The sequence below is a fragment of the Pseudanabaena sp. lw0831 genome, assembly GCF_016584665.1.
GTDB lineage: Bacteria > Cyanobacteriota > Cyanobacteriia > Pseudanabaenales > Pseudanabaenaceae > Pseudanabaena.
On sequence record NZ_BBJB01000108.1, the window covers coordinates 47,846 to 67,860 of the forward strand.

The 20,015-nt window shown below is 41.4% G+C and carries 23 protein-coding genes; 12 read left to right on the forward strand and 11 right to left on the reverse strand.

Going from position 1 to position 20,015, the window contains the following annotated elements:
- Nucleotides 1–78 precede the first annotated feature (78 nt).
- Both APA_RS22040 and APA_RS25345 read left to right on the forward strand, forming a co-directional pair.
- A complete protein-coding gene (locus tag APA_RS22040) occupies nt 79–435 on the forward strand; it encodes a hypothetical protein (RefSeq protein WP_201324372.1) in 357 nt (118 codons plus the stop codon).
- 1 nt (nt 436) lies between these two features.
- Nucleotides 437–2,149 (forward strand): SUMF1/EgtB/PvdO family nonheme iron enzyme, encoded by a 1,713-nt coding sequence (locus tag APA_RS25345; RefSeq protein WP_236579970.1) that lies wholly within the window; start codon nt 437–439, stop codon nt 2,147–2,149.
- 14 nt (nt 2,150–2,163) lie between these two features.
- On the opposite strand, the gene APA_RS22050 is transcribed toward APA_RS25345, so the two are convergent.
- The 7 genes from APA_RS22050 to APA_RS22080 form a co-directional block, all read right to left on the reverse strand.
- Nucleotides 2,164–3,507: a DUF4041 domain-containing protein gene (locus tag APA_RS22050; RefSeq protein ID WP_201324373.1), complete on the reverse strand. Its 1,344-nt coding sequence runs from the start codon at nt 3,505–3,507 to the stop codon at nt 2,164–2,166.
- Between the two features lie 143 nt (nt 3,508–3,650).
- Nucleotides 3,651–3,986 (reverse strand): ribulose bisphosphate carboxylase small subunit, encoded by a 336-nt coding sequence (locus APA_RS22055; RefSeq protein ID WP_201324374.1) that lies wholly within the window; start codon nt 3,984–3,986, stop codon nt 3,651–3,653.
- A gap of 27 nt (nt 3,987–4,013) precedes the next feature.
- Nucleotides 4,014–4,523 (reverse strand): chaperonin family protein RbcX, encoded by a 510-nt coding sequence (locus APA_RS22060; protein ID WP_201324375.1) that lies wholly within the window; start codon nt 4,521–4,523, stop codon nt 4,014–4,016.
- Between the two features lie 67 nt (nt 4,524–4,590).
- The gene (locus tag APA_RS22065; protein ID WP_201324376.1) at nt 4,591–6,021 is read right to left on the reverse strand and encodes a form I ribulose bisphosphate carboxylase large subunit; all 1,431 of its coding nucleotides are present in this window, start codon (nt 6,019–6,021) and stop codon (nt 4,591–4,593) included.
- 745 nt (nt 6,022–6,766) lie between these two features.
- Nucleotides 6,767–7,528, reverse strand: coding sequence for a DUF1350 family protein (locus tag APA_RS22070; protein ID WP_201324377.1), 762 nt, complete (start codon nt 7,526–7,528; stop codon nt 6,767–6,769).
- Between the two features lie 81 nt (nt 7,529–7,609).
- Nucleotides 7,610–8,224, reverse strand: coding sequence for a DUF3611 family protein (locus APA_RS22075; protein WP_201324378.1), 615 nt, complete (start codon nt 8,222–8,224; stop codon nt 7,610–7,612).
- 208 nt (nt 8,225–8,432) lie between these two features.
- The gene (locus APA_RS22080; protein WP_201324379.1) at nt 8,433–9,080 is read right to left on the reverse strand and encodes a Mo-dependent nitrogenase C-terminal domain-containing protein; all 648 of its coding nucleotides are present in this window, start codon (nt 9,078–9,080) and stop codon (nt 8,433–8,435) included.
- A gap of 234 nt (nt 9,081–9,314) precedes the next feature.
- Here APA_RS22080 and thiD point away from each other — a divergent pair, with 234 nt between their 5' ends.
- Nucleotides 9,315–10,133, forward strand: a complete 819-nt coding sequence (thiD, locus tag APA_RS22085; RefSeq protein ID WP_236579973.1) for a bifunctional hydroxymethylpyrimidine kinase/phosphomethylpyrimidine kinase — start codon at nt 9,315–9,317, stop codon at nt 10,131–10,133.
- Between the two features lie 51 nt (nt 10,134–10,184).
- Here thiD and APA_RS22090 read toward each other — a convergent pair whose 3' ends face one another.
- Nucleotides 10,185–10,697 (reverse strand): GNAT family N-acetyltransferase, encoded by a 513-nt coding sequence (locus tag APA_RS22090; protein ID WP_201324380.1) that lies wholly within the window; start codon nt 10,695–10,697, stop codon nt 10,185–10,187.
- A 162-nt stretch (nt 10,698–10,859) separates the two neighbouring features.
- On the opposite strand from APA_RS22090, the gene APA_RS22095 reads away from it, so the two are divergent.
- Together APA_RS22095 and APA_RS22100 are read left to right on the forward strand one after the other, a co-directional pair.
- Complete coding sequence (locus APA_RS22095) at nt 10,860–11,657, forward strand: DUF2993 domain-containing protein (protein ID WP_201324381.1); 798 nt, start codon at nt 10,860–10,862, stop codon at nt 11,655–11,657.
- A gap of 8 nt (nt 11,658–11,665) precedes the next feature.
- Entirely contained in the window at nt 11,666–13,558 is a 1,893-nt protein-coding gene (locus APA_RS22100; protein WP_201324382.1) for a bifunctional serine/threonine-protein kinase/formylglycine-generating enzyme family protein, read from the forward strand.
- A 105-nt stretch (nt 13,559–13,663) separates the two neighbouring features.
- On the opposite strand, the gene nadB is transcribed toward APA_RS22100, so the two are convergent.
- Nucleotides 13,664–15,256, reverse strand: a complete 1,593-nt coding sequence (gene nadB, locus APA_RS22105) for an L-aspartate oxidase (protein ID WP_201324383.1) — start codon at nt 15,254–15,256, stop codon at nt 13,664–13,666.
- 191 nt (nt 15,257–15,447) lie between these two features.
- Here nadB and APA_RS22110 point away from each other — a divergent pair, with 191 nt between their 5' ends.
- Together APA_RS22110 and mazF are read left to right on the forward strand one after the other, a co-directional pair.
- Nucleotides 15,448–15,690 carry an AbrB/MazE/SpoVT family DNA-binding domain-containing protein gene (locus APA_RS22110; RefSeq protein ID WP_201324384.1) on the forward strand — a complete coding sequence of 81 codons (243 nt, stop codon included), beginning with the start codon at nt 15,448–15,450 and terminating at the stop codon, nt 15,688–15,690.
- Nucleotides 15,684–16,019 (forward strand): endoribonuclease MazF, encoded by a 336-nt coding sequence (mazF, locus tag APA_RS22115; RefSeq protein WP_201324385.1) that lies wholly within the window; start codon nt 15,684–15,686, stop codon nt 16,017–16,019. The genes APA_RS22110 and mazF overlap by 7 nt, the downstream gene beginning before the upstream one ends.
- A 77-nt stretch (nt 16,020–16,096) precedes the next feature.
- On the opposite strand, the gene APA_RS22120 is transcribed toward mazF, so the two are convergent.
- Both APA_RS22120 and APA_RS22125 read right to left on the reverse strand, forming a co-directional pair.
- On the reverse strand, nt 16,097–16,519 hold the full coding sequence (locus APA_RS22120; protein ID WP_201324386.1) for a type II toxin-antitoxin system VapC family toxin: 423 nt from the start codon (nt 16,517–16,519) through the stop codon (nt 16,097–16,099).
- Nucleotides 16,516–16,743 carry a hypothetical protein gene (locus APA_RS22125; RefSeq protein ID WP_201324387.1) on the reverse strand — a complete coding sequence of 76 codons (228 nt, stop codon included), beginning with the start codon at nt 16,741–16,743 and terminating at the stop codon, nt 16,516–16,518. Before APA_RS22125 ends, APA_RS22120 begins: the two co-directional genes overlap by 4 nt.
- Nucleotides 16,744–16,965: 222 nt before the next feature.
- Here APA_RS22125 and APA_RS22130 point away from each other — a divergent pair, with 222 nt between their 5' ends.
- The 5 genes from APA_RS22130 to APA_RS22150 all read left to right on the forward strand — a co-directional run bounded on the left by APA_RS22130 (nt 16,966) and on the right by APA_RS22150 (nt 20,007).
- The gene (locus APA_RS22130; protein ID WP_201324388.1) at nt 16,966–17,598 is read left to right on the forward strand and encodes a YcjF family protein; all 633 of its coding nucleotides are present in this window, start codon (nt 16,966–16,968) and stop codon (nt 17,596–17,598) included.
- A 135-nt stretch (nt 17,599–17,733) separates the two neighbouring features.
- Nucleotides 17,734–17,997 (forward strand): hypothetical protein, encoded by a 264-nt coding sequence (locus APA_RS22135; RefSeq protein ID WP_236579975.1) that lies wholly within the window; start codon nt 17,734–17,736, stop codon nt 17,995–17,997.
- An 87-nt stretch (nt 17,998–18,084) separates the two neighbouring features.
- Nucleotides 18,085–18,327 carry a hypothetical protein gene (locus APA_RS22140; RefSeq protein ID WP_201324390.1) on the forward strand — a complete coding sequence of 81 codons (243 nt, stop codon included), beginning with the start codon at nt 18,085–18,087 and terminating at the stop codon, nt 18,325–18,327.
- Nucleotides 18,324–18,731 carry a putative toxin-antitoxin system toxin component, PIN family gene (locus APA_RS22145; protein ID WP_201324391.1) on the forward strand — a complete coding sequence of 136 codons (408 nt, stop codon included), beginning with the start codon at nt 18,324–18,326 and terminating at the stop codon, nt 18,729–18,731. The genes APA_RS22140 and APA_RS22145 overlap by 4 nt, the downstream gene beginning before the upstream one ends.
- A gap of 145 nt (nt 18,732–18,876) precedes the next feature.
- Nucleotides 18,877–20,007, forward strand: coding sequence for a hypothetical protein (locus tag APA_RS22150; protein ID WP_201324392.1), 1,131 nt, complete (start codon nt 18,877–18,879; stop codon nt 20,005–20,007).
- Nucleotides 20,008–20,015 lie beyond the last annotated feature (8 nt).

Consider the following 20,015-nt stretch of genomic DNA (forward strand, 5'->3'; position numbering starts at 1 on the left):
CCCAACTAACTGTAGCCCAAAATCTAATCTATCGAGCAAAAGCGATACAATTTAAATTGATACAATTAGGAAAAAGTTATGTCAGATGAACCAATTTGGATTATGACACGCGATGATGCTGATAGCGAAGATAGTGGAGGAGGAAAAGGCTGGAAAGAAAACTGGACTCAAAAAGCTTCTTCAATCCTGCATCTTAAGCCTATAGATCCTGTAAAGCTACAACATGAGTGGAATCGAACAATGCGCTTTGTGGGACAACTAATTCATCAGGCAGAGAGGGAAGCAGGCGGCGAGTTTGGGATGCAGTTAGATGAAGTAACACTTGCGGTTGAAATCAACGGTCGTGGACAAGTTAATTTGCTAGGAGCATGTACCACCGAAGGAAGTGGTAAAGGTGCAATCACTCTAAAGTTTAAGCGAACTGAATCAAAGTGATATGGCAGAGAGTAACTGGGCGATCTCAATTGGTGTAAATCAATATGATTATATTTCTGACCATCTTGAGTATGCAGTAAATGATGCTGAAAAAGTCAGTCATTTTTTGAGTACCCAATTAGGATTCGAGGTATTACTCTATACGGACACTTCAAAAACATTAGGGCAAACCCAAACAAGACCATCTCGGAATAACTTATGGTATTTACTGAAAAATTTAATTGGTCAAGCTAGAAGAGCAGATAACTTTTTGTTTTTTTTCAGTGGACATGGAGCTTTAGGGAAGGATTTACATGAGTATTTACTGACTTCTGATCATTCCCCTAGCGACATAGAGAATACGGCTCTTCCTTTGAGTTTTGTGATTCAATGTTTGATAGAGTGTCAAGCTAGAAACACCGTGCTTGTCCTAGATATGTGTAGGAGTAGACAGCCAGACTGGAGCAAAGGTGATGAGAGAGTTAGTATGGAAACTTTAAACCAAGCAAGGCAGCAAGGAATTACTGTTGTCTTCTCCTGTAATCGTGGAGAAAGATCTTACGAAATCCCCTCAATTCAACAAGGCTCATTTACATATGCATTCCTAGAAGGATTAAAGTTTTGCGTAACGACAGCAGAACTGGAAAGGTATCTGATGCGAAGGGTATCGCAAATTAACCAAGAAAATGGTAAGCCTCCGCAACACCCTCTAATCGGAGTTGAATCGACGCTTAAGTACGATTTGCCATTGATAGTTACTCAATCAAGGCAACTAAATCAATTTCAAGAGAATATCCGTTCACCCGCTAAAAGCGATCGCGATATTAGAAGTGTAGAGTTGCAATCAGAGACAAATATAACTCTGCGAGAATCATCCCACCAATTTATAATCCCTGCTATTGAAGGTAAACAGGCTTTTGAATTTGAAGTGATAGTAGTAGATGTATATGGTCAAAAACTTAAGCAACATCATGGGGAGTCTATTTATCTCTTAGAAGAATTAGGCACATCTTCGCTACAAATGGTGGTTATTCCTAGTGGCACTTTCGTGATGGGATCTTCAGAACGTAGACCATCTTCTAATGAATTACCCTTGCACTCAGTGACGATCAAACCTTTCCTGACGAGCAAGTACCCAATTACAAAATCTCAATGGAAAGCTGTTGCAAAACTAGAACAAGTTAAGATTCCCCTAAAACTGCAACCATCTCGATCTGGCGGAGCAAAGCATCCAATCGTAGAAATCTCTTGGGATGAAGCAGTTGAGTTTTGCGATCGCTTATCACGAAAGACAGGTCACGTTTATCGGTTGCCCTCTGAAGCTGAATGGGAATTTGCCTGTCGAGCAGGAACAACCACCCCATTTCATTTCGGTGAAACAATTACCCCAAATCTCGCCAACTATGACGGAACTTTCCCCTATCGCTCAGAACCGAAAGGAGAAAATCGAAAAAAAGCTATTGACGTTGGCAGTTTCCCATTTGCAAATGCTTTTGGGTTATTCGACATGCATGGTAACGTGTGGGAATGGTGTTTAGATCACTGGCACGAAACTTACTATGAAACTCCAACAGATGGACGAGCTTGTTTCAAAAAACCTGAGAGTCGTGATCGAGTTATACGTGGCGGTTCGTGGCGTAACGAACCAAAGTTATGTCGATCTAGCTCCCGATTCTTCGATCAGGCAGATAGTAAATCAAACAATATTAGTTTCAGAGTAATTCGTGAACTTTGAGTAGATTCTCTGATTTAAGCGCTTTGTGTATTTACAGCAGTATGATCGTCCTTTCGCTTAATCGCGATAGTTCTTCGGTACTCAAGGGCTTGTGGTGCTTTCTCATATTGAATGTTTTTCAATGCTCCAGTTTCTTTTTTTATGTCTTCAACGGCTTGAGCAATTTCATCGATAGAAATTTCAAAAAATTCTCTTCTAAGATTGATTGCATTCACTCGTCGATCTTTAAAACGCTCATGCAATCTACGTAACGTGTCTGATGCATCCTCTGAGATGAACTTGAAATGAACGTCAAATGGAAATGGAACTTCAGGAGACATATCCTTAATGTATCCATCTTCATTTGTACTTCTCTTGGTCATGCATATCCTATAAACATCGCGTCCCAAAGAACCAATGTTTGAGATGATGTAGATGTAGCCAGCCTTAACCATTGCTGAGCGGGATATCGCTGCTTCTTTGTCACTAATAGCTTTAGCCAAATTTTGTCTCAATTGCTCAATTTGAACTTCCAGTTGCCTTTGCTCTTGTTTTGCAACAGATTCTTGCTGACGCAATGCAATTTCCAATTGCTGTCGATATTGACTCTCATTTTCTTCTGCCTCTCTAATTTTTTTAGTTTCCTCTTCTAATTTTCGGCGATCTTTCTCTTCTTGCCTCATTTGGATAAGTATTTCTTGCTCCTGCTCTTTTTCTTCTTGTTTTTTACACTCTAATTCATATTTTAAATGTAATTCCCATATTTTCAATTTTAAGTATGCTTCAGTAATCTCACAGTTGATTATCTTGGATTTCTTGTTTAAATCATTAAAATTTCTTTCGATTTTTTCTTGTGACTTATCTATGTTACTTGTCTTAACTTTATTGATAACTGTGTCACATTCACTATTAAAGATTGTTAAAATCAATTTTAGAAAATTTTGAGAAAGCTTTTGACCTTCTTTCTCACTATCGTTTAAAGATAGTGAAATATTACAGATTGCAGCACCATTATTCTTAATCATCTCCCTTTGTTGTGCTTTAATTCGCTTAAGCTGAACTTCATAATCCCCAGAATTAATAAAGTTATACTTTGCTTGATAAAATCCAAAGGATTGGACGTATAACTCCTCTTCAAAGTCAGGAATCTGCTGTCTAAGTTGACTAACCTGCTTCTTTAAACTAGAACATTGTTGGTCGAGGTTCAGTAGTTCTCTTTGTCTATTATGAATATCTAAATTCAATTGCTCTATAAAATTTTCCTGAGATGACAGGCTGTCATATTGACGTAAAGCCTTCCGCGATCGATTCAGTTCGCCCAGCGTGTAAATAATCCCCGCACTGCTTAAAGCTAGCAAAAACAGTAAAAAAAGATTCATAAATCTCAGCACCTCTACTTAAGGAATCTTTACATAGTTTAAGAGATTTTTCTGTAATTAGTATAAATGCTCAGTACTAAGTTAACAATCAAACAGACAAAAGAAAGCCCCGCATTGCGGGGCTTTCTTTTGTCTGTTAAAGCTTAGTAACGAGCAGCGTTAGGCTTGTGTACGATAAAGCTTTGGACTTGGCACTGTTTGATGTTGTCGAATGCAACAACGCGGATGAAACTACCAGGATAGCTAGAGCGGCAAGCTTGAACTTCGGTCAAAACTTCTTGAGGAGTTCTGGCGTTGAACAAGGGCAACTTCCAAAGAGTCCAGTAGTGGATTGCGGGATCGGAATCTTCGTTAAATTCGATCGCAGGGTAGAAACCTTGTTGAAGGGTGTACTCGATTTGACGAGTGATTTGAGCATCGCTCAAAGGTGGAAGATAGGAAAGAGTTTCGTAATGACGCTCTTTTGGCAAAGTTTGCATTATTTTCTCGCGATTATAATTATGTTTCTATTGATTTTGTTGAGTGGTAGCGCGATCGCTATCAACATCTGAATCCACAACTGCTTCTAAAAGCTCTTCTAAAGGATGATCGAGACTAACTTCTAAACTAGATTCTGGATTGCTTTTCTGATCAACCACAGCGTCTAGATTCTCGCATTCTGCATATCCTTCAGAAACCTGAACACTCATGATGTGTTCAAAATGTTGACGGCGAAGTTGCATATTTGATTGCTGGATTCCAGTTCGAGTCATCTCTGGCAAAAATTCTAAAATTTCATTTGCCAGATGTTCTCGCACTGTCATTACCCGAAAAGCCATCTCTTGGTTGACCGCGAATAGGTCTTTGATATAAAGCTCGCCGTTTTGGAGTCTTTCGCGCGTCGAGAATTGATTAAACCAAAGAGCTTTTAACTTATCGGTTTCTTGCAACTGCTCACCAATAGTCTTGACAGCCTCGAAGGTCAAAAAATTGATCAACATATTGGCTGTGGACTTAGTACTGCGCTTAATATCCATAGGCTGAACTTAACCAAGAATTTTTTTGTGAGAATGGGCGTAGCCCATTCTCACAATAGCAAATCGATTAGACGGTATCCATTGCTTCAAATTCAAACTTGATTTCTTTCCAGAGTTCAAGAGCAACGTTCAATTCAGGAGACCAACGACCAGCTTCACGGAGGATGTCGCCACCTTCACGCATCATGTCGCGACCTTCGTTACGAGCTTGAACGCAAGCTTCGAGCGCAACGCGGTTAGCGGTTGCACCAGGTGCAGCACCCCAAGGATGTCCCAAAGTACCACCACCGAACTGGAGGCAAGAATCATCGCCGAAGATTTCGACGAGCGCAGGCATGTGCCATACGTGGATACCACCCGAAGCAACGGGCATAACACCAGGCATAGAAGCCCAATCTTGAGTGAAGTAGATACCACGTTCGCGATCGAGTTCGATGTGGTCTTCACGCATTAGGTCAACAAAGCCCATGGTGATTCCCTTTTCGCCTTCGAGCTTACCGACAACGGTTCCAGAGTGGAGGTGATCGCCACCAGACATACGCAGACACTTAGCCAAAACGCGGAAGTGAATACCGTGGGTTTTTTGACGGTCAATAACTGCGTGCATTGCGCGGTGAATGTGCAATAGCAAGCCATTGTCGCGGCAATACTTAGCAAGAGTGGTGTTAGCTGTGAAGCCACCAGTCAAGAAGTCATGCATGATGATCGGTGTGCCGATTTCCTTTGCGAATTCTGCACGCTGCATCATTTGCTCACAGGTTGGAGCGGTGACGTTCAAGTAGTGACCCTTGATTTCGCCAGTTTCAGCTTGAGCTTTTTCGATTGCTTCTTGTACAAACAGGAAGCGATCGCGCCAACGCATGAAAGGCTGAGAGTTGATGTTTTCGTCGTCTTTGGTGAAGTCCAAACCGCCGCGCAAACATTCATATACTGCACGACCGTAGTTCTTGGCAGACAAGCCTAATTTAGGCTTGATGGTACAACCCAATAGAGGACGACCGTACTTGTTCAGTTTGTCGCGCTCAACTTGAATACCGTGAGGAGGACCTTGGAATGTCTTTAGGTAAGCAATAGGCACACGAATGTCTTCTAGACGAAGTGCGCGAAGAGCTTTGAAACCGAATACGTTACCAACCAATGAGGTTAGCAAGTTGGTTACAGAACCTTCTTCAAACAAGTCAAGAGGATATGCAATGTATGCAATATATTGATTGTCTTCGTTGGGTACTGGTTCGACATCATAGCAACGACCTTTGTAGCGATCGAGGTCGGTCAACAAATCTGTCCATACAGTTGTCCATGTACCTGTCGAAGATTCAGCAGCTACAGCAGCAGCAGCTTCTTCTGGAGGTACGCCTGGTTGAGGCACGAAGCGGAAAGCAGCGAGAAGGTCAGTATCTCTGGGTGTGTAATCGGGGGTATAGTACTTTAGTTTATAGTCCTGAACACCTGCGTCGTACCCAGCCTTGGCTTTAGACTGTGTTTTTGAGTAAGACATTAATATCTCCTTACTATGGTTGAATGAAAATTAATAGATTGCAAACGGGAATCTGCAAATTGCGCTGCAAAAAGAACTAAAGAGTCAGAGTCAGTAGTCAAATCGAGAATTAAAGAAAGATTGAAAATCTATTAAAAATCTAATTAGCCTTTTGATATCTGCTTCTTTGGTGGAATACTTTTTTGCTTTATATAAGTTAATCCTATCAGGAATTCTTCGTGAGAAGTCCTTGAGCGATGTCTCTAATTTAAACATAAAGTGCGTATCTGCATTTACTTTTTTTGAAAAAAAATTTTTGAAACCCTCTGTTTTTGGCGACAAATTCATATAAAAGATTGATATGACTCTAATAAGCTAGATATATCCTCTAGTACTTGTTTTTGCGAGATATTTCTAAACTGATATGCGCAAACCCTCTAAATACAAGGATCAGTTCGCAAGTCAGAGAGGCAGTTTATGTTAAGAAAAATAGCAATTTATCAATATGATTTTGCGATCGCCCGATGCATACTGATACAAAAACTAATATTAATAGTCAGTAATCTTAATAGGATTAAAACAATATTAGAAATTCTAATGACTTGTATATAAATACAGAATCAATCGATTTGATAGGACTTTGTTGTTACGTTCAATGTTGATTTCATTAGAGTATTTTTACTCATTGCTACAGCTATAAAAAACAAATGCAGCGCTTTGCGCTGCATATCCTAAAAAAGAGGTGGAGCTTTGGCTAAACTTTTTTTTAGGATATCTGCTTAGCCAGCCATGCTAGTAAGACTAGTTCTAAGCTCTGGTTGTTTTTGTGCATTTCTTGCTTAACCCATTGCGCGATCGCATCGATCGCCGAGAAACTAGAACCAGCTTGCCATTTCATATCGATACCCATAGAGGTGAGGTGAGTGCCTTCGAGGGTCTGCAAGCTAACGGTTTTAGGGAATTTTTGGGTGAGTAGCTGGGAAAGGGTCGAAATTTCATCAATGCTATCGTCTACAAATTTGACTAATAAGTTATTTGCGGTCTGATAATTGGCGGTGACTAGTTGCTCAGTTTCCTTTGGTGTGGGCGTAAACTCCATTGATGACATTTCGGGAATCGTGCCTGCTAGCTCCTTAAAAAATGGAATCGAGCGATCGGCGCTGTAGTTGTTATAGGCGATGTAAATATTGCCAGCGCGAGTGGGTTTATAGAGGCTATTGATCAATAGGTGGATTTTACAGCCCATGCTATGCCCCATACCAAATACTGGAAAATAATCAAGAAACAATTTGCTGCGTACTTTCCGAAATGAGGTGTTGACTTCACGAGCGATTTGGCGATGATCGAAAGTATTATTCAGAAAAGGGGTAGCGACAATCGCATAATTATTTTTAGCAAGCTGTTCTAGTACGCGCCCATAGGCTACATGAGGAGCAGCCGCAAAAAATGCACCACCCAAAAAGTGAATTACGCCTTTGGGTTTGGGCGGTGTCAGCACCCAATTTTCTTCGATCTGCTTCCACTCCATCAGTTTTGCCACTATTTACATTTCTTTATATTCATTATAAGTACTCAAATAAAAAGAAGCCCGCCTTCGGCGGGCTTCTTTTTATTCACGATTTGGTTTGTCAGTAGCACGGTTGAGTAGCAAGAGTGAGCAGACTAAGCCAACAAAATGGGCAAAAATAATATTGAAACTAGCTTGAATAATTTGAAAATCGAGGGGCTGAATTACTGAGTTAAAGCTGCCTGCACCAGGTAATATTGCTTGTCCTTGTCCTGCTCTAAGCGTTAACGCGCCAATAATCGCAAAGGCTCCCAGTAAAGTAACAAACATCCCAATCAGATTAATAATCAATCCGATTTTGATTTGAAATACGGTTTGGCTTTTGGTGGGACGATCGGGCGATCGCAGCTTTTTCGCCATTTGCGTATAACGAAAATTCCAGAAAATGCTTGCGCCTAGCACCGCTACGCCAACCCAAGCAAAGCTAAGTCCTGGTAGTGAGGCAGGGCTAGTATCTAATCCTGTGGGGCTAATTTGACCAGCCCTAGGAAACAAAAAAAGTTGTAATAGCACCACCGATGAAACTACGCACAAAACTACTTGCGTCCAAAAGGCTGTCCAGCCCCAGCGCCGAAATGCTAAAACAACCCGCAATACGTTGGGCGAAACGTCACCGTTGTCTTCTTCGTTTTTGACGTTTTTTAGTTCTCTGGGCATTTTTTTAGTGGGGCTGCTAGTAAAACCAGTAAATACTATAGCGTTTTACGCTTTCATAAAATCCAGAAAATCAAAGTGGCGCTTAGCGCCACTTTAACTACAGAAATTTTCGATTAACCGAACCACAAGAAATTTTTTGAAAGTGTTGCTTTGCAACACTTTCAAAAAATTTCTTGTTTTGGGTTTGATCGGAAATTTCTGTAACAAATTAACAATATTTTGATACATCTTCGCCTTTGTCGGCAAGGTAACTTAGCGATCGAAACCGCAAACCTACCAGTTGATCGTATAGAGGATTAATCTCGCACATAGCGGGAATATGCATGATTTTGCGTCCAAATAAAACTACATCGCGCTCAAAGGGACATTGAGCAGGAACGACTTTACAAATTAAATTAGCAAGGCGGGAATCATGAATATCCATGTGATCGAGCCATTCTTTGACAGGCTCTAACAGATTTGGGTGATGTTCTTCATGGTGCGATGATGATTCTAGTTTTTGCCGCAAATCATTAATTGGCTTAATTTCTTGATTTAGCGCTTTGCAAAATTCTTGGATAATACAATCTTCTGTGTCTGTATATTTACCATCGGCAAGTGCCATCATCACAGCCATCCGTAAAAAGTTTTCGCCTACCTTGCGATCGCTACCTAATGCATCAGCCAAGTCTTGAGCGCTAATCGGTTCAAAGTTAGAGATAGTTACTTCTTCGCCCCATTCTTCACTATGGCTAATTTGATCGAAGAGGATGCGCTCTTGCTCACTGTACTCATTGTCTGCGAGAGCAATGCTCATGAGTCCTCGAAACCAAGCTGAAATCTGTTCTTGCGTATAAGCCGTATGATTTTTTTGCATAACAAGTCAGTCTACAGGTTGAATAAATCATATAGCAATTTAAAACCCAGAGATTAGAGTCGGTGCTTTGCACCGACTCTAATCTCTGGGTTTTATACTTACAGCAATTTTCGATCAAACGAACCATCTAAAAAATTTTGAAAGTGTTGTTTTGCAACACTTTCAAAATTTTTTGGGGTTCGGATTTGAGCACAAAGCGTTGTAATATCTATTACTTATTGCTTGATCTCGAATATGACTAGTTTTGATAGTTCGCAAATACCGATCGCGATGACAATCGCTGGTTCTGATAGTGGAGGTGGTGCGGGGATACAAGCTGATTTACGTACTTTTGCTTTTCATCAGGTGCATGGCACAAATGTCCTTACTTGCATTACTGCCCAAAATACGCAGGGCGTAACAAGGGTGGATGCGATGTCAACCGAGTCTGTGGCAGCACAATTTGAAGCAGTGATGATCGATATGCGGATTGGGGCGATCAAAACGGGAATGTTGCTCAATCAAGAGATTATTAAAACCGTGACAAAAAAGCTAGTTGCTTTTGGTTTTGGGAATGTGGTGGTCGATCCTGTAATGGTTTCGCGGACTGGGGCGCAGTTAATTGATAATGATGCCGTGAAAACCATGAGCGATCTGTTGATTCCCATTGCTGCGATCGCAACGCCTAATCGCTATGAGGCGCAGATTCTGGCTGAGATGGAAATTCATACGCTGGAAGATATGCAAGCTGCGGCTCAGAAAATTTATAAGCTGGGAGCGCGATCGGTACTGGTGAAAGGCGGTGGAATGACGGGCGATCTCAAAGCGGTTGATGTGTGGTTTGATGGCGATCGCCTTGAGGTGTTGCAGACTGAAGTAATTGATACGATACATACCCACGGCACTGGTTGCACTCTGTCAGCCGCGATCGCCGCAAATCTAGCGTTAGGGAAATCACGTTTTCAAGCCATGCAGGACGCGAAGAACTATGTAACCGAAGCTTTGAAATATGCTTTAGCGATCGGTAAAGGACAGGGGCCAGTCGGGCATTTCTTTCCATTGCTGAAAAAGTAGAGTAATTGTGTTGTGAGCGCTTTGCGCTCACAACACAATTACTCTACTTTTTTAAATAATTTTGCCAAAAATTACTAAACTTTGATCGATGCCATCTAATTCGGCGACTTTGGGCAAAAAGCCCCATTCCGTAAAGCCAAATCTTTCAAATAGACGACGACTAGCAGCATTATGGGCAAATACAAAACCGACTAATTTAGTAATATTCAACTTAGGACATTGGGCGATCGCATAACTAAGCAATTCTTTTCCGATTCCGTTACCTTGACACAGAGGATCTATGTAAATACTTACTTCGGCGGTTTTGTGATAGGCGGGGCGACCATAGAACATTTGCAAGCTAATCCAGCCGACGATCTTCTCATTTTGGGCACTTTGAATATTGCGATCGCCAATTGCGATCACCCAGACAGGATAGCGATCGCCATGCGATCGAAACCAAGTGCGGCGGCTCTCAACGGAGATTGGCTCAAGATCGGCAGTGGCAAGACGACTGGGAATAGCAGCATTATAAATCTCAATGATTGCGGGTAAATCTGCCTCTATTGCCAACCGAATTTGCATAAATTCATGCTCCTAAGTTTCTGTATTATTTCATTAAAACTAGGACTTATGTAAAAACAACTTGAAACCCTACCCTACGGTAGGGGAAATTCATGAATTTCCCCTACCGCTTTTAATTTCTGGGTTTTGGTTTATGATCGCAGAGTCACTCATCTCCTTTTTATGGAACTATTTGCTGGGTTACTCACAACGGTTTTAGGTTTAGCGGGCACACCAGGAATTGCGATCGATAAAATCGCGACGGACTTTTTGCGCGGGCAAATTGTTCGGGCTGATGTCCTAGAAGTACGAGTTGATAATGCTCCTAACTATCAGATTCTTTTGGGTAACGTAGATCGCATCCGTGTCGCAGGTCGTGGAGTTTACGTTTTAGAATTTTTGCGAATCGATCAGGTTGATCTGGAAACCGATCCGATTAGCATCGATCCTAACTTGTTGCAATCTGGCAAAATTGTCTTGCGTCGTCCATTGCAGGCTGCTGCACGTGTAGTTTTACGTTCCGAAGATATTAATACGGCTTTGCGATCGCCAAACGTTCAACCTTCCTTTAAAAACCTCAGCATTGATATTACAGGAACTAATAAAAATCCCGAAATTTTCGATCTAGTCAATCCAGAAGTAACGTTTTTGGAAGGCGATCACATCCGTCTCTCGGCTACATTAAAGTCGCAACCAACAGCAGCTAAGCCTAAAGTCACCAGTCTAGATGTTTCAGTGAATGCGCAACTAAAAACTATTAGCGGCACAAAACTGCAAATCATCAATCCTAAAATCGAATTGGCAGGAACGCCAGTGCCCGATCGCATTGCCAGAGCTTTTACAGAAGGATTGAATAAAGTCTTAGATTTGCGGCAATTAGAAAGTAAAGGCATCACAGCGCGAGTTCTCAAACTAGAACTTACAGAAGGAAAAATGCAAGTGATTGGCTTTGCCAAGATGGATTCTATTCCTGAGCAATAGCTGCAACTATGAGTCAATGCCTCAACCCTAACTGCAATTGTCAAAATCTAGATCCCAGACTTAGTTTTTGTAGTCAATGTGGCTCAAAGCTAAAGATCGGAGATCGCTATCTGGCGTTGAAAATTCTTGGTCAAGGTGGCTTTGGCAGAACTTTTATTGGTGTTGATGAGGCTCTTCCTTCCCAACCTCACTGTGTCATTAAACAGTTCTTTCCTGCTGATCTCAGTAGCGCGGTGAAAGCAGCCGAATTATTTCAGCAGGAAGCTGTTCGCCTTGATGACTTGGGCAAACATCCGCAAATACCGACATTATTTGCCCATTTGGAACATGAAGGTTGTCAATACCTGATTCAAGAATTTGTGGATGGACAGGATCTGTTAAAGGAACTCCAAGAACAGGGAGCTTTTAGTGAAGCCAAAATTCGGATGTTGTTGGCAGACTTACTGCCAGTTCTGCAATTTATTCACGATCGCAATGTGATCCATCGAGACATCAAGCCCGAAAATATTATCCGTAGGAGATCGCCTAGTGCCTCTGGCTCTTTAGCTGGCTCAATGGCGACTGGGAATCATGTGTTAGTTGATTTTGGAGCGGCGAAATTTGTGACGGCTGCTGCCATGATGGAGACAGGAACCCACATTGGTAGCGCGGTGTATGTTGCACCAGAACAAGTGCGCGGGAAGGCAATCTTTGCCAGTGATCTATATAGTTTAGGTGTGACCTGTATTCATCTGCTCACTAATGCGTCGCCATTTGAGTTAATGGATATGGATGGAACTTGGATATGGCGTGATTTTTTAGAAAACACGTCCATTAGTCCTCTCCTTGGTCAAGTTCTAGATCGGATGATTGTTCCAGCACCAAGTCAGCGTTATCAGACGGCTCAGGCTGTGTTAAACGATCTAAAAAATTTAACTTCTTCATCCTCGCAATCTCATAGACCAATATTTCAACGATCTAATTACTTAAAAGCAGGTGCTAAAACGCAGATTACGCCGATCTCTGCCCCAAAATCTCAACCAAATTATGCGATCGCGCCGCCGTTATCGCAATTTTCCTTTGAGACTGCCATCGTTACAGTTAATCGGAACGCGATCGGCAAACTCACCAAAAATCAGTTGCAGGTTAGCACGCGACAAAAAATAGGGAAAATCTATATCGAAACTCTGGGTAATATCCAAGGCAAACCTGTTGGGTTGGAAATGGTATTTATACCAGCAGGAAAATTTCAGATTGGGTCGCCGATGAATGAGTTAGAACATAGCGAGGAAGAAAGTCCCCGCCATATCGTTAACATTCCACCGTTCTTTATGTCGCGATTCCCAATTACACAGAGGCAATGGAAAATCTTGATGGATAATAATCCTGCAATTTTTATTGGCAATGGAGATCGCCCTGTGGAAACTGTGACTTGGGATGACACACAGGGCTTTTGTCAGAAACTAGCAGAGTATACTGGCAGACCCTATCGCTTGCCCAGTGAGTCGGAATGGGAATATGCCTGTCGAGCAGGAACGCTGACAGCTTTTGGCTTTGGGGAAACGATCGCCGCAAATTTAGCTAATTACAATGGTGCAATTCCTTACAAATATGCACTGCAAGCTAATAGCAATTCCTCAACAAGCGAAGTTGGAACATACCCTGCGAATGCCTTTGGATTGCATGATATGCATGGCAATGTGTGGGAATGGTGTGCAGATAATTGGCATGATGATTATGACTTGTTGCCCAAGGATGGCAGCGCATGGACTCAAGGTGGCGATCGCAGTTGTCGAGTCATACGTGGCGGTTCTTGGCGCGATCCTGCTCATTATTGTCGCTCGGCTAAGCGTTCTAGAAATGCAGCAAATCAAGGCGATCGCAGCACAGGTTTTCGCATCGCTGTTACTTTGATAACTTGAACAGACAATGTGCTGTAACAATGTGCTGTAAAAGTGTTGCAAAGCAACACCTTTACAGCACATTACCCAGAAGAGAGTGGCGGCGCAAAGCGCCGACATTCTCTTTTAGGGAATGTGCTGTAACAAAGAAGGAGAACGCCTGATTTCTTGACCTTCGATAATTGTGTGTAGCTGCCAACTAGGATCGGTATCAGGAAAATCGGAACGATAATGAGCGCCGCGACTTTCGGTACGAAATAGAGCCGATCGCATTAACAAATATGCATAGTCCGCCAGATTACGGGTTTCGATCCATAGGCGTGAGGGTTCAGCAAGTTCAGCTAACTCGGTTTGCCATGCAGAAATTTGAGCCAAAGCAATTTCCAATTCAGATTGAACTCGACTAATTCCTGCCGCTTGCCAACTCAGATTTTGAATTCCAGATTTAATCTGTTGAATAGTTGCCGAATGATCGCGATCTTCCAGTTTGGGCGCGATCGCCTTCGGAACATTAAAAACTTGAGTTTGCTGAGAGCAGACCTGTTCTGCTAAACGTTCACCAAATACAAAGCATTCCAAGAGAGAATTACTCGCTAGGCGATTAGCGCCATGTACGCCCGTACTTGCCGTTTCACCGACTGAATACAGCCCCCCAATGGAAGTGGCTCCATAAGAATCCACGACAATACCTCCCATACAATAATGGGCTGCGGGAGTTACAGGAATCGGCGTGGAGAAAATATCAATTTGCCACTGTTGACAGATTTTGATGATATTGGGAAAGCGATGGGCGATTCTCTCTCTAGGAATTGACTGTAAATCTAGAAATACGGTTGGTTCTTTGGTCTTTTGGAGATGATTAAATATGGCACGACTGACGACATCTCTAGGTGCTAGCTCACCCTTAGGATGGTAATTAAAGGCAAAGCGATCGCCCTGATGATCGATCAAATGCGCCCCTTCACCACGTACGGCTTCACTGATCAGAAATCTAGGTGCGTTAGGCAACGCGAGGGCAGTTGGATGAAACTGCACAAATTCCATATCTCGAATTACGGCTCCTGCACGCCATGCGATCGCGACACCATCGCCCGTGCTTGAGGGTGGATTAGTATTTTGCGAAAATACTTGAGCACCTCCACCTGTTGCCAAAACGACCACTGGCGAAATCAAGCAGCTAATTTCCTGATCTTGATCTAGATAAAAAACCCCACCACAACGTCCATGTTCCATGTACAGATCTAAAACTAGGGTTTTACTCAAAACCTGAATACTAGGATTTTGCAGTACCGCTGCTGCTAGTTTTGACACCAACGCTCGACCTGTTGTATCTGCCGAGTGCAATACCCTGCGTCTGGAGTGGGCGGCTTCTAAGGTTAGGGCAAGGCTGCCATCTTCATCGCGATCGAAGTCTACACCCAAGGCGATCAGTTGTTGAATTTGTCGAGGCGCGGCGTTAACCAATACATCTACTGTCTCGGTTTCACATAAGCCAACTCCAGCGGTCAATGTATCTTTGCCATGAAACTGAGGCGCATCATTTTTGTCGATAACTGCGGCAATCCCACCTTGCGCCCAGTCACTAGCTGAAGTTGACAAATTATCTTTAGTCACTAAACCAATCCGCCAGTTTGGTGCTAAATCTGTAAGTCGAAGCGCAGTATAAAGTCCAGCAGCCCCGCTGCCAACGATCAAAGCATCAAACCTTGTTTGGTTCATTAAGTAAAGCCAAGTAGTCAATAATCAATATTATCTCACTAGATCAAGATCATTGTTTTGGGTCAATTACGATTTCTACAGCAAGCAAGGAGAAGGGCTAAGGGTGATGTTTTTAGGAGCTTCTTATTAGTGACATGAGCCGTGAATTAAGCTAATGTAGATACAATATAGATACATTGACGGTGATTTTTATGACTGCCGCGATCGCTAAGTGGGGTAATAGTTTAGCTGTACGCATTCCTCAAGCTATAGCTGAACAAGTGCAAATTCAAGCTGGAAGCGAAATTAGTATTGAGATTATTGATGGCAAGATTGTTTTGACACCGCATCGGCGTAAAAAATATACTCTAGATGAATTACTGGATGGTATGACCTCCGAGCATATCCATGCAGAAATTTCTACGGGTGTGTCTGTTGGGAATGAGGCATGGTAAAGCCATACATTCCAGATCGTGGTGATATTGTTTGGTTGGATTTCGATCCACAGGCTGGACATGAACAATCTGGGCATCGTCCTGCTTTTGTGATTTCACCGATCGCCTATAATCAAAGGTCAAATTTGGCTCTGCTTTGTCCGATTACTTCTAAAACTAAGGGATGGAAGTTTGAGGTTCTACTCACGGATACCAAAACTAAGGGAGTGATTCTTGCCGATCGGATTAAGAGTTTGGATTGGCAAGCGAGAAAGATAGATTTTATTGAGAAGGCTTCTGTAAATATTATTGATGAAGTTATTGGCAAAATTGAGGCGTTATTAATCTAGTGGTTAAGCTGGGAGGAATCAATGCGATCGCCTAAATCCATCATCACGAATTAGCAAGGCGATCGCTTTAGGTTGCTTTAAATAGTCCAAGGATTCACAATGGTTACTTCTATCCCCGCAAAATCTTTTTCATTACGAGTAACTAGAGTTAAAGAATTCTGGAGAGCGATCGCGGCAATGAGAGAGTCCATCATTGGCAGTGGTCGTCCTTGTTTTTCAAGGTTGCCAACTAATTTACCCCATAACAGCATGGTTTGAAGATCGATGTCTATAATCCTTCCCGTAAAACGATTTGGAAGGGTTTGATTTAGCCAAATATCTAGATCTTCTTTGCGTTGAGATGATGCAAGTTTACTAATGCCCTTGGCAATTTCACCCATCGTAATCACGCTTAGATAGAGTGTCTCAGGGGCTTGGGCATCTAGCCAGTCCAGAACTTTTTGATTTGGTTGCTTGGCGACTAATTCGGAGATTAGGCAGGTATCGAGGAGATAAGTCATAAGATAAATCGATCAGGCGATAGACTTTTATCGCGGCTAAGGTCTAGCTCTCCATTGGCAGCAAGTTCGGCAAGGGGAGATTGTCGAAAAAATTCCGAGAGTTTGGTAGGTGATTGATTAACTCTAGATGTTTGCTTAGTCGATCGCCAAACCTGCATAAATTGGATGAGTAATGCTTCAGGTGTTTGCTCAATTTCGCGGATCAGTTGTTCTTTGATTGTCATAACTTAACCCTCTTTGTTGTTTAAGCATAACTCAATAGTTTTGTGCATAGGTATCGATCGCCTAAACCCATCATCACAAATTCGCAAGGCGATCTCGTTTTTTGAATTTTAGCGGTAACTTACTCTGTTGTCTGAGTTGTTAAATATTGAAATATTAGGTCAATCAAATTACAAAAAGTCTACTAAAATAAGCTGAGTTATTAAGAAATAAGGTTATTTGTAATGAACTTAGATAACATTTTGGAATATATTACGAGTGACTACTCTAATTCCAGTAGAAAAGAAAAACAAGAAAAATGCTCGCAAGTACGAACCATAGCAGCAGGTGCAGGTGCTGCTTTAGCATTAGTCCCAATGCCTTTTGCTGACATTTTTACTATTACTCCCGTCCAATATTTAATGGTCAGAGCTATAGGAAATATTTATGGTTACAAGATTAGTGAAAATTCCGTAGGAGAAGTTGTAGCTGTAATTGGTGGTGGGTTTCTTGGACAGCAAACGATTTTAGCTCTCTTTAAAATAGGCTTGCCAGGTGCGGGGGGCTTCTTCGGTTCTGTTTTTGTGTATGGATGGACTTTCGGTATGGGTAAAGCAGCAGAGCTTTACTTTGCTAGTGGAATGACTGCAACAAAAGAGGATCTTAAAAAAGCAAGAGAAAGTGGAGCTAAAGAAGGAGAAAAAACTTATCGTGAAAATGAAGTTAAAGATGCTGAATTAAAGAATCGAATCCAGAATATGCGTGAGATGGGGTTGAACAAAGAGCAAATCATTTATGCAGTTTGGAATGTTACGGCTAGTGATAATAAATATGGGAAATTTGAACTTGAATTTAAAAGACTAACTGGGGACTTGTAGAGCGATAGCTACTTCAAAGTAAGATTAAGGTCAGCCCTAATTTAATTAAGTTATAATTAGTCAAGTTTATCCATTTTCTCAAATATTCTACTAAATAAATATATGTCTCAGTACCTCTATAATCCACAGGAGCTAATGCGTCGAGAAGAACCGTATAAGGCTCGTTTTGATCAGTTACAGAATACGTTTGGACATTCTTATAAAATTCTTGTCACTGACAAAGATGGATTCGGTCGCATCATGGGTGCTAAGGTCGCAAAAGTAGATCCTGAAACCAATCTTGAAATATCATCGGTAAAACTTCAATTTTCTGGGGTTGAACTATTAGATAGAGAAGTTATTCAGGCGATATATTCACGCTTGTCATTGAATATGACAGAAGACTTAGGAGATTGTTAGAAAAAATATCGCCAATACTCTCAACAAAAATCTTGAGTTTGGCTTACTCACAATTATTTCTTAGAATTAATATTTGGAAAATAAAAAATGCCAATGCTAACACTCAGTAACGAGCAAGTTGTAGAACTGGTTAAACAATTGCCACAAGAGCAAAAAACAGAAATTTTTAGAGTCCTGCTGCTTTCTCAATGGCAGCAATGGCAGGATTTATCTAGCTATGGTGCGGACAAAATCAAAATTGCCACAAAAGATCGCGGCTATGACTGGGAAAAGATGTCAGAAGAAGACAGAGAAGAATTTATTGATTTAGTTGTGCATGAAAAACAGTGAAATACACAGTTGTTTTTGACACGAACATTTTGATTTCTGCATTGTTTTCACAAACTGGCAGCCCATTTCGAGCTTTAGCCTTAGCTAAAATTGGACAAATAGAATCCGTTACCTGCCAAGAAATCATAGACGAATTTGCAGAAAAGCTATTGCTAAAATTTAAGTTCTCTGAAGACAAAACTCAATCTGCTGTAGATGAGATTTTGAGCTTTTCTCGCATAGTTGAAATTTCTGGAACGCTCAAAGCAGTTCCTAACGATCCAGATGATGACATGGTTATCGAATGCGCTGTAGTCGTTAATGCAAGCCATATAGTCACAGGAGACAAACATCTTTTATCACTTGTCAAATATCAGGACATTACGATCGCTAAAGCCACTGATTTTGTTAATTTATTTTCTTAGCTAGCGATCGCCAAATCGTCTATGAACACTGAATATTTGCGATTCGATCGCACCTTCGGCATCATTTGCTATTCTTAATGAAAAATCGCCATAGCATCATGTTGCTTGTTAAGTTGTAATCCTTGCAAAACTTGGCTATGTATCTATGAAATGGAAACTGTCGAACCCAATCGGAATTTTGGCGATCGCGATGATTGTCTTATTTGCTTTGCCAGCTATTGCTAATGCACCGCCACCACCACCGATGAATTGGTTTAAGCTTTCTTATTCAGCAAGCCAACCAACTTTGCAAAGTTTACAGATAGCGGAATGCAATACGGCAACCTGCGAACAACCAACCTTATTTATTCAATATGGTGAATGTCTTGCTACAGGATGTCTCAAGCCCGATGCTAACATCTCTGCATCTTCAAAAAGCTATCGTTTTGACTGTGCTGATAATCGTTGCTTATTGATTAATGAAGTCAATACATTTCCAAGCAATCAGCCTAAAACCCAAGAGAAGACTAATAGATGGTTTCGACTTATTGGACAATTCTCAGATCGTTTGCGCCTTAGTTCTCCCATATTAAAAGATTCGCAAGAACAAAATACATCTTTTCCGTATAGTGGCTTTTGGCAAGTCCAAGTTACAAATGACTCTTTACAGGTAACTCAAGAAGAGGATAAGCACTTATATTTTATTTTTACCCCTCTTCAAGAATATACACGTCAGATGTTCTTTGCTGGCTGGGTGCTGACAATTTCTTCTGAATTATTGATAGCATTACTTTTTTTGTGGTGGAGAAAAGCATCTCAACAGAAAATTTTGAGAGCACTAGTGGCGATCGCGATGGTTAATTTATTTAGCTATCCAGTTGTCTGGTCATTTTTCCCATCTTTAGAACCATTTCAAATTCTCTTGGGACGGTATTTGGGAATTAGCTCCTTAATTGTAGCGCTCCTTTATGGTCTGATCATCTATAGCAGGCGCATAGACTCCTCTAAAAAAATTATCTTTGTATCTTTGCTTATTTTCATTGGGCTGAATATCGCTGGTGGTTTTATCGCTCTCTGGTTTGGTTATGGAAAAAGGCTTCCTATTGCGGAAGGGATTCCTTATCGCTTTACAATGCCAGTTTCTGAAGTCTTTGCAGTGGTTTATGAAGCATGGGTGATCGCAACGATAAGCCTTGGACAATTATCTTTAAAGCAGTCTGGAGTGCTTAGTTTACTAACTAATGCAACCAGCTTGATTTTGGGATTGATTATTTTTGGGACGAATTTTTTTACTTAACCTCTCTA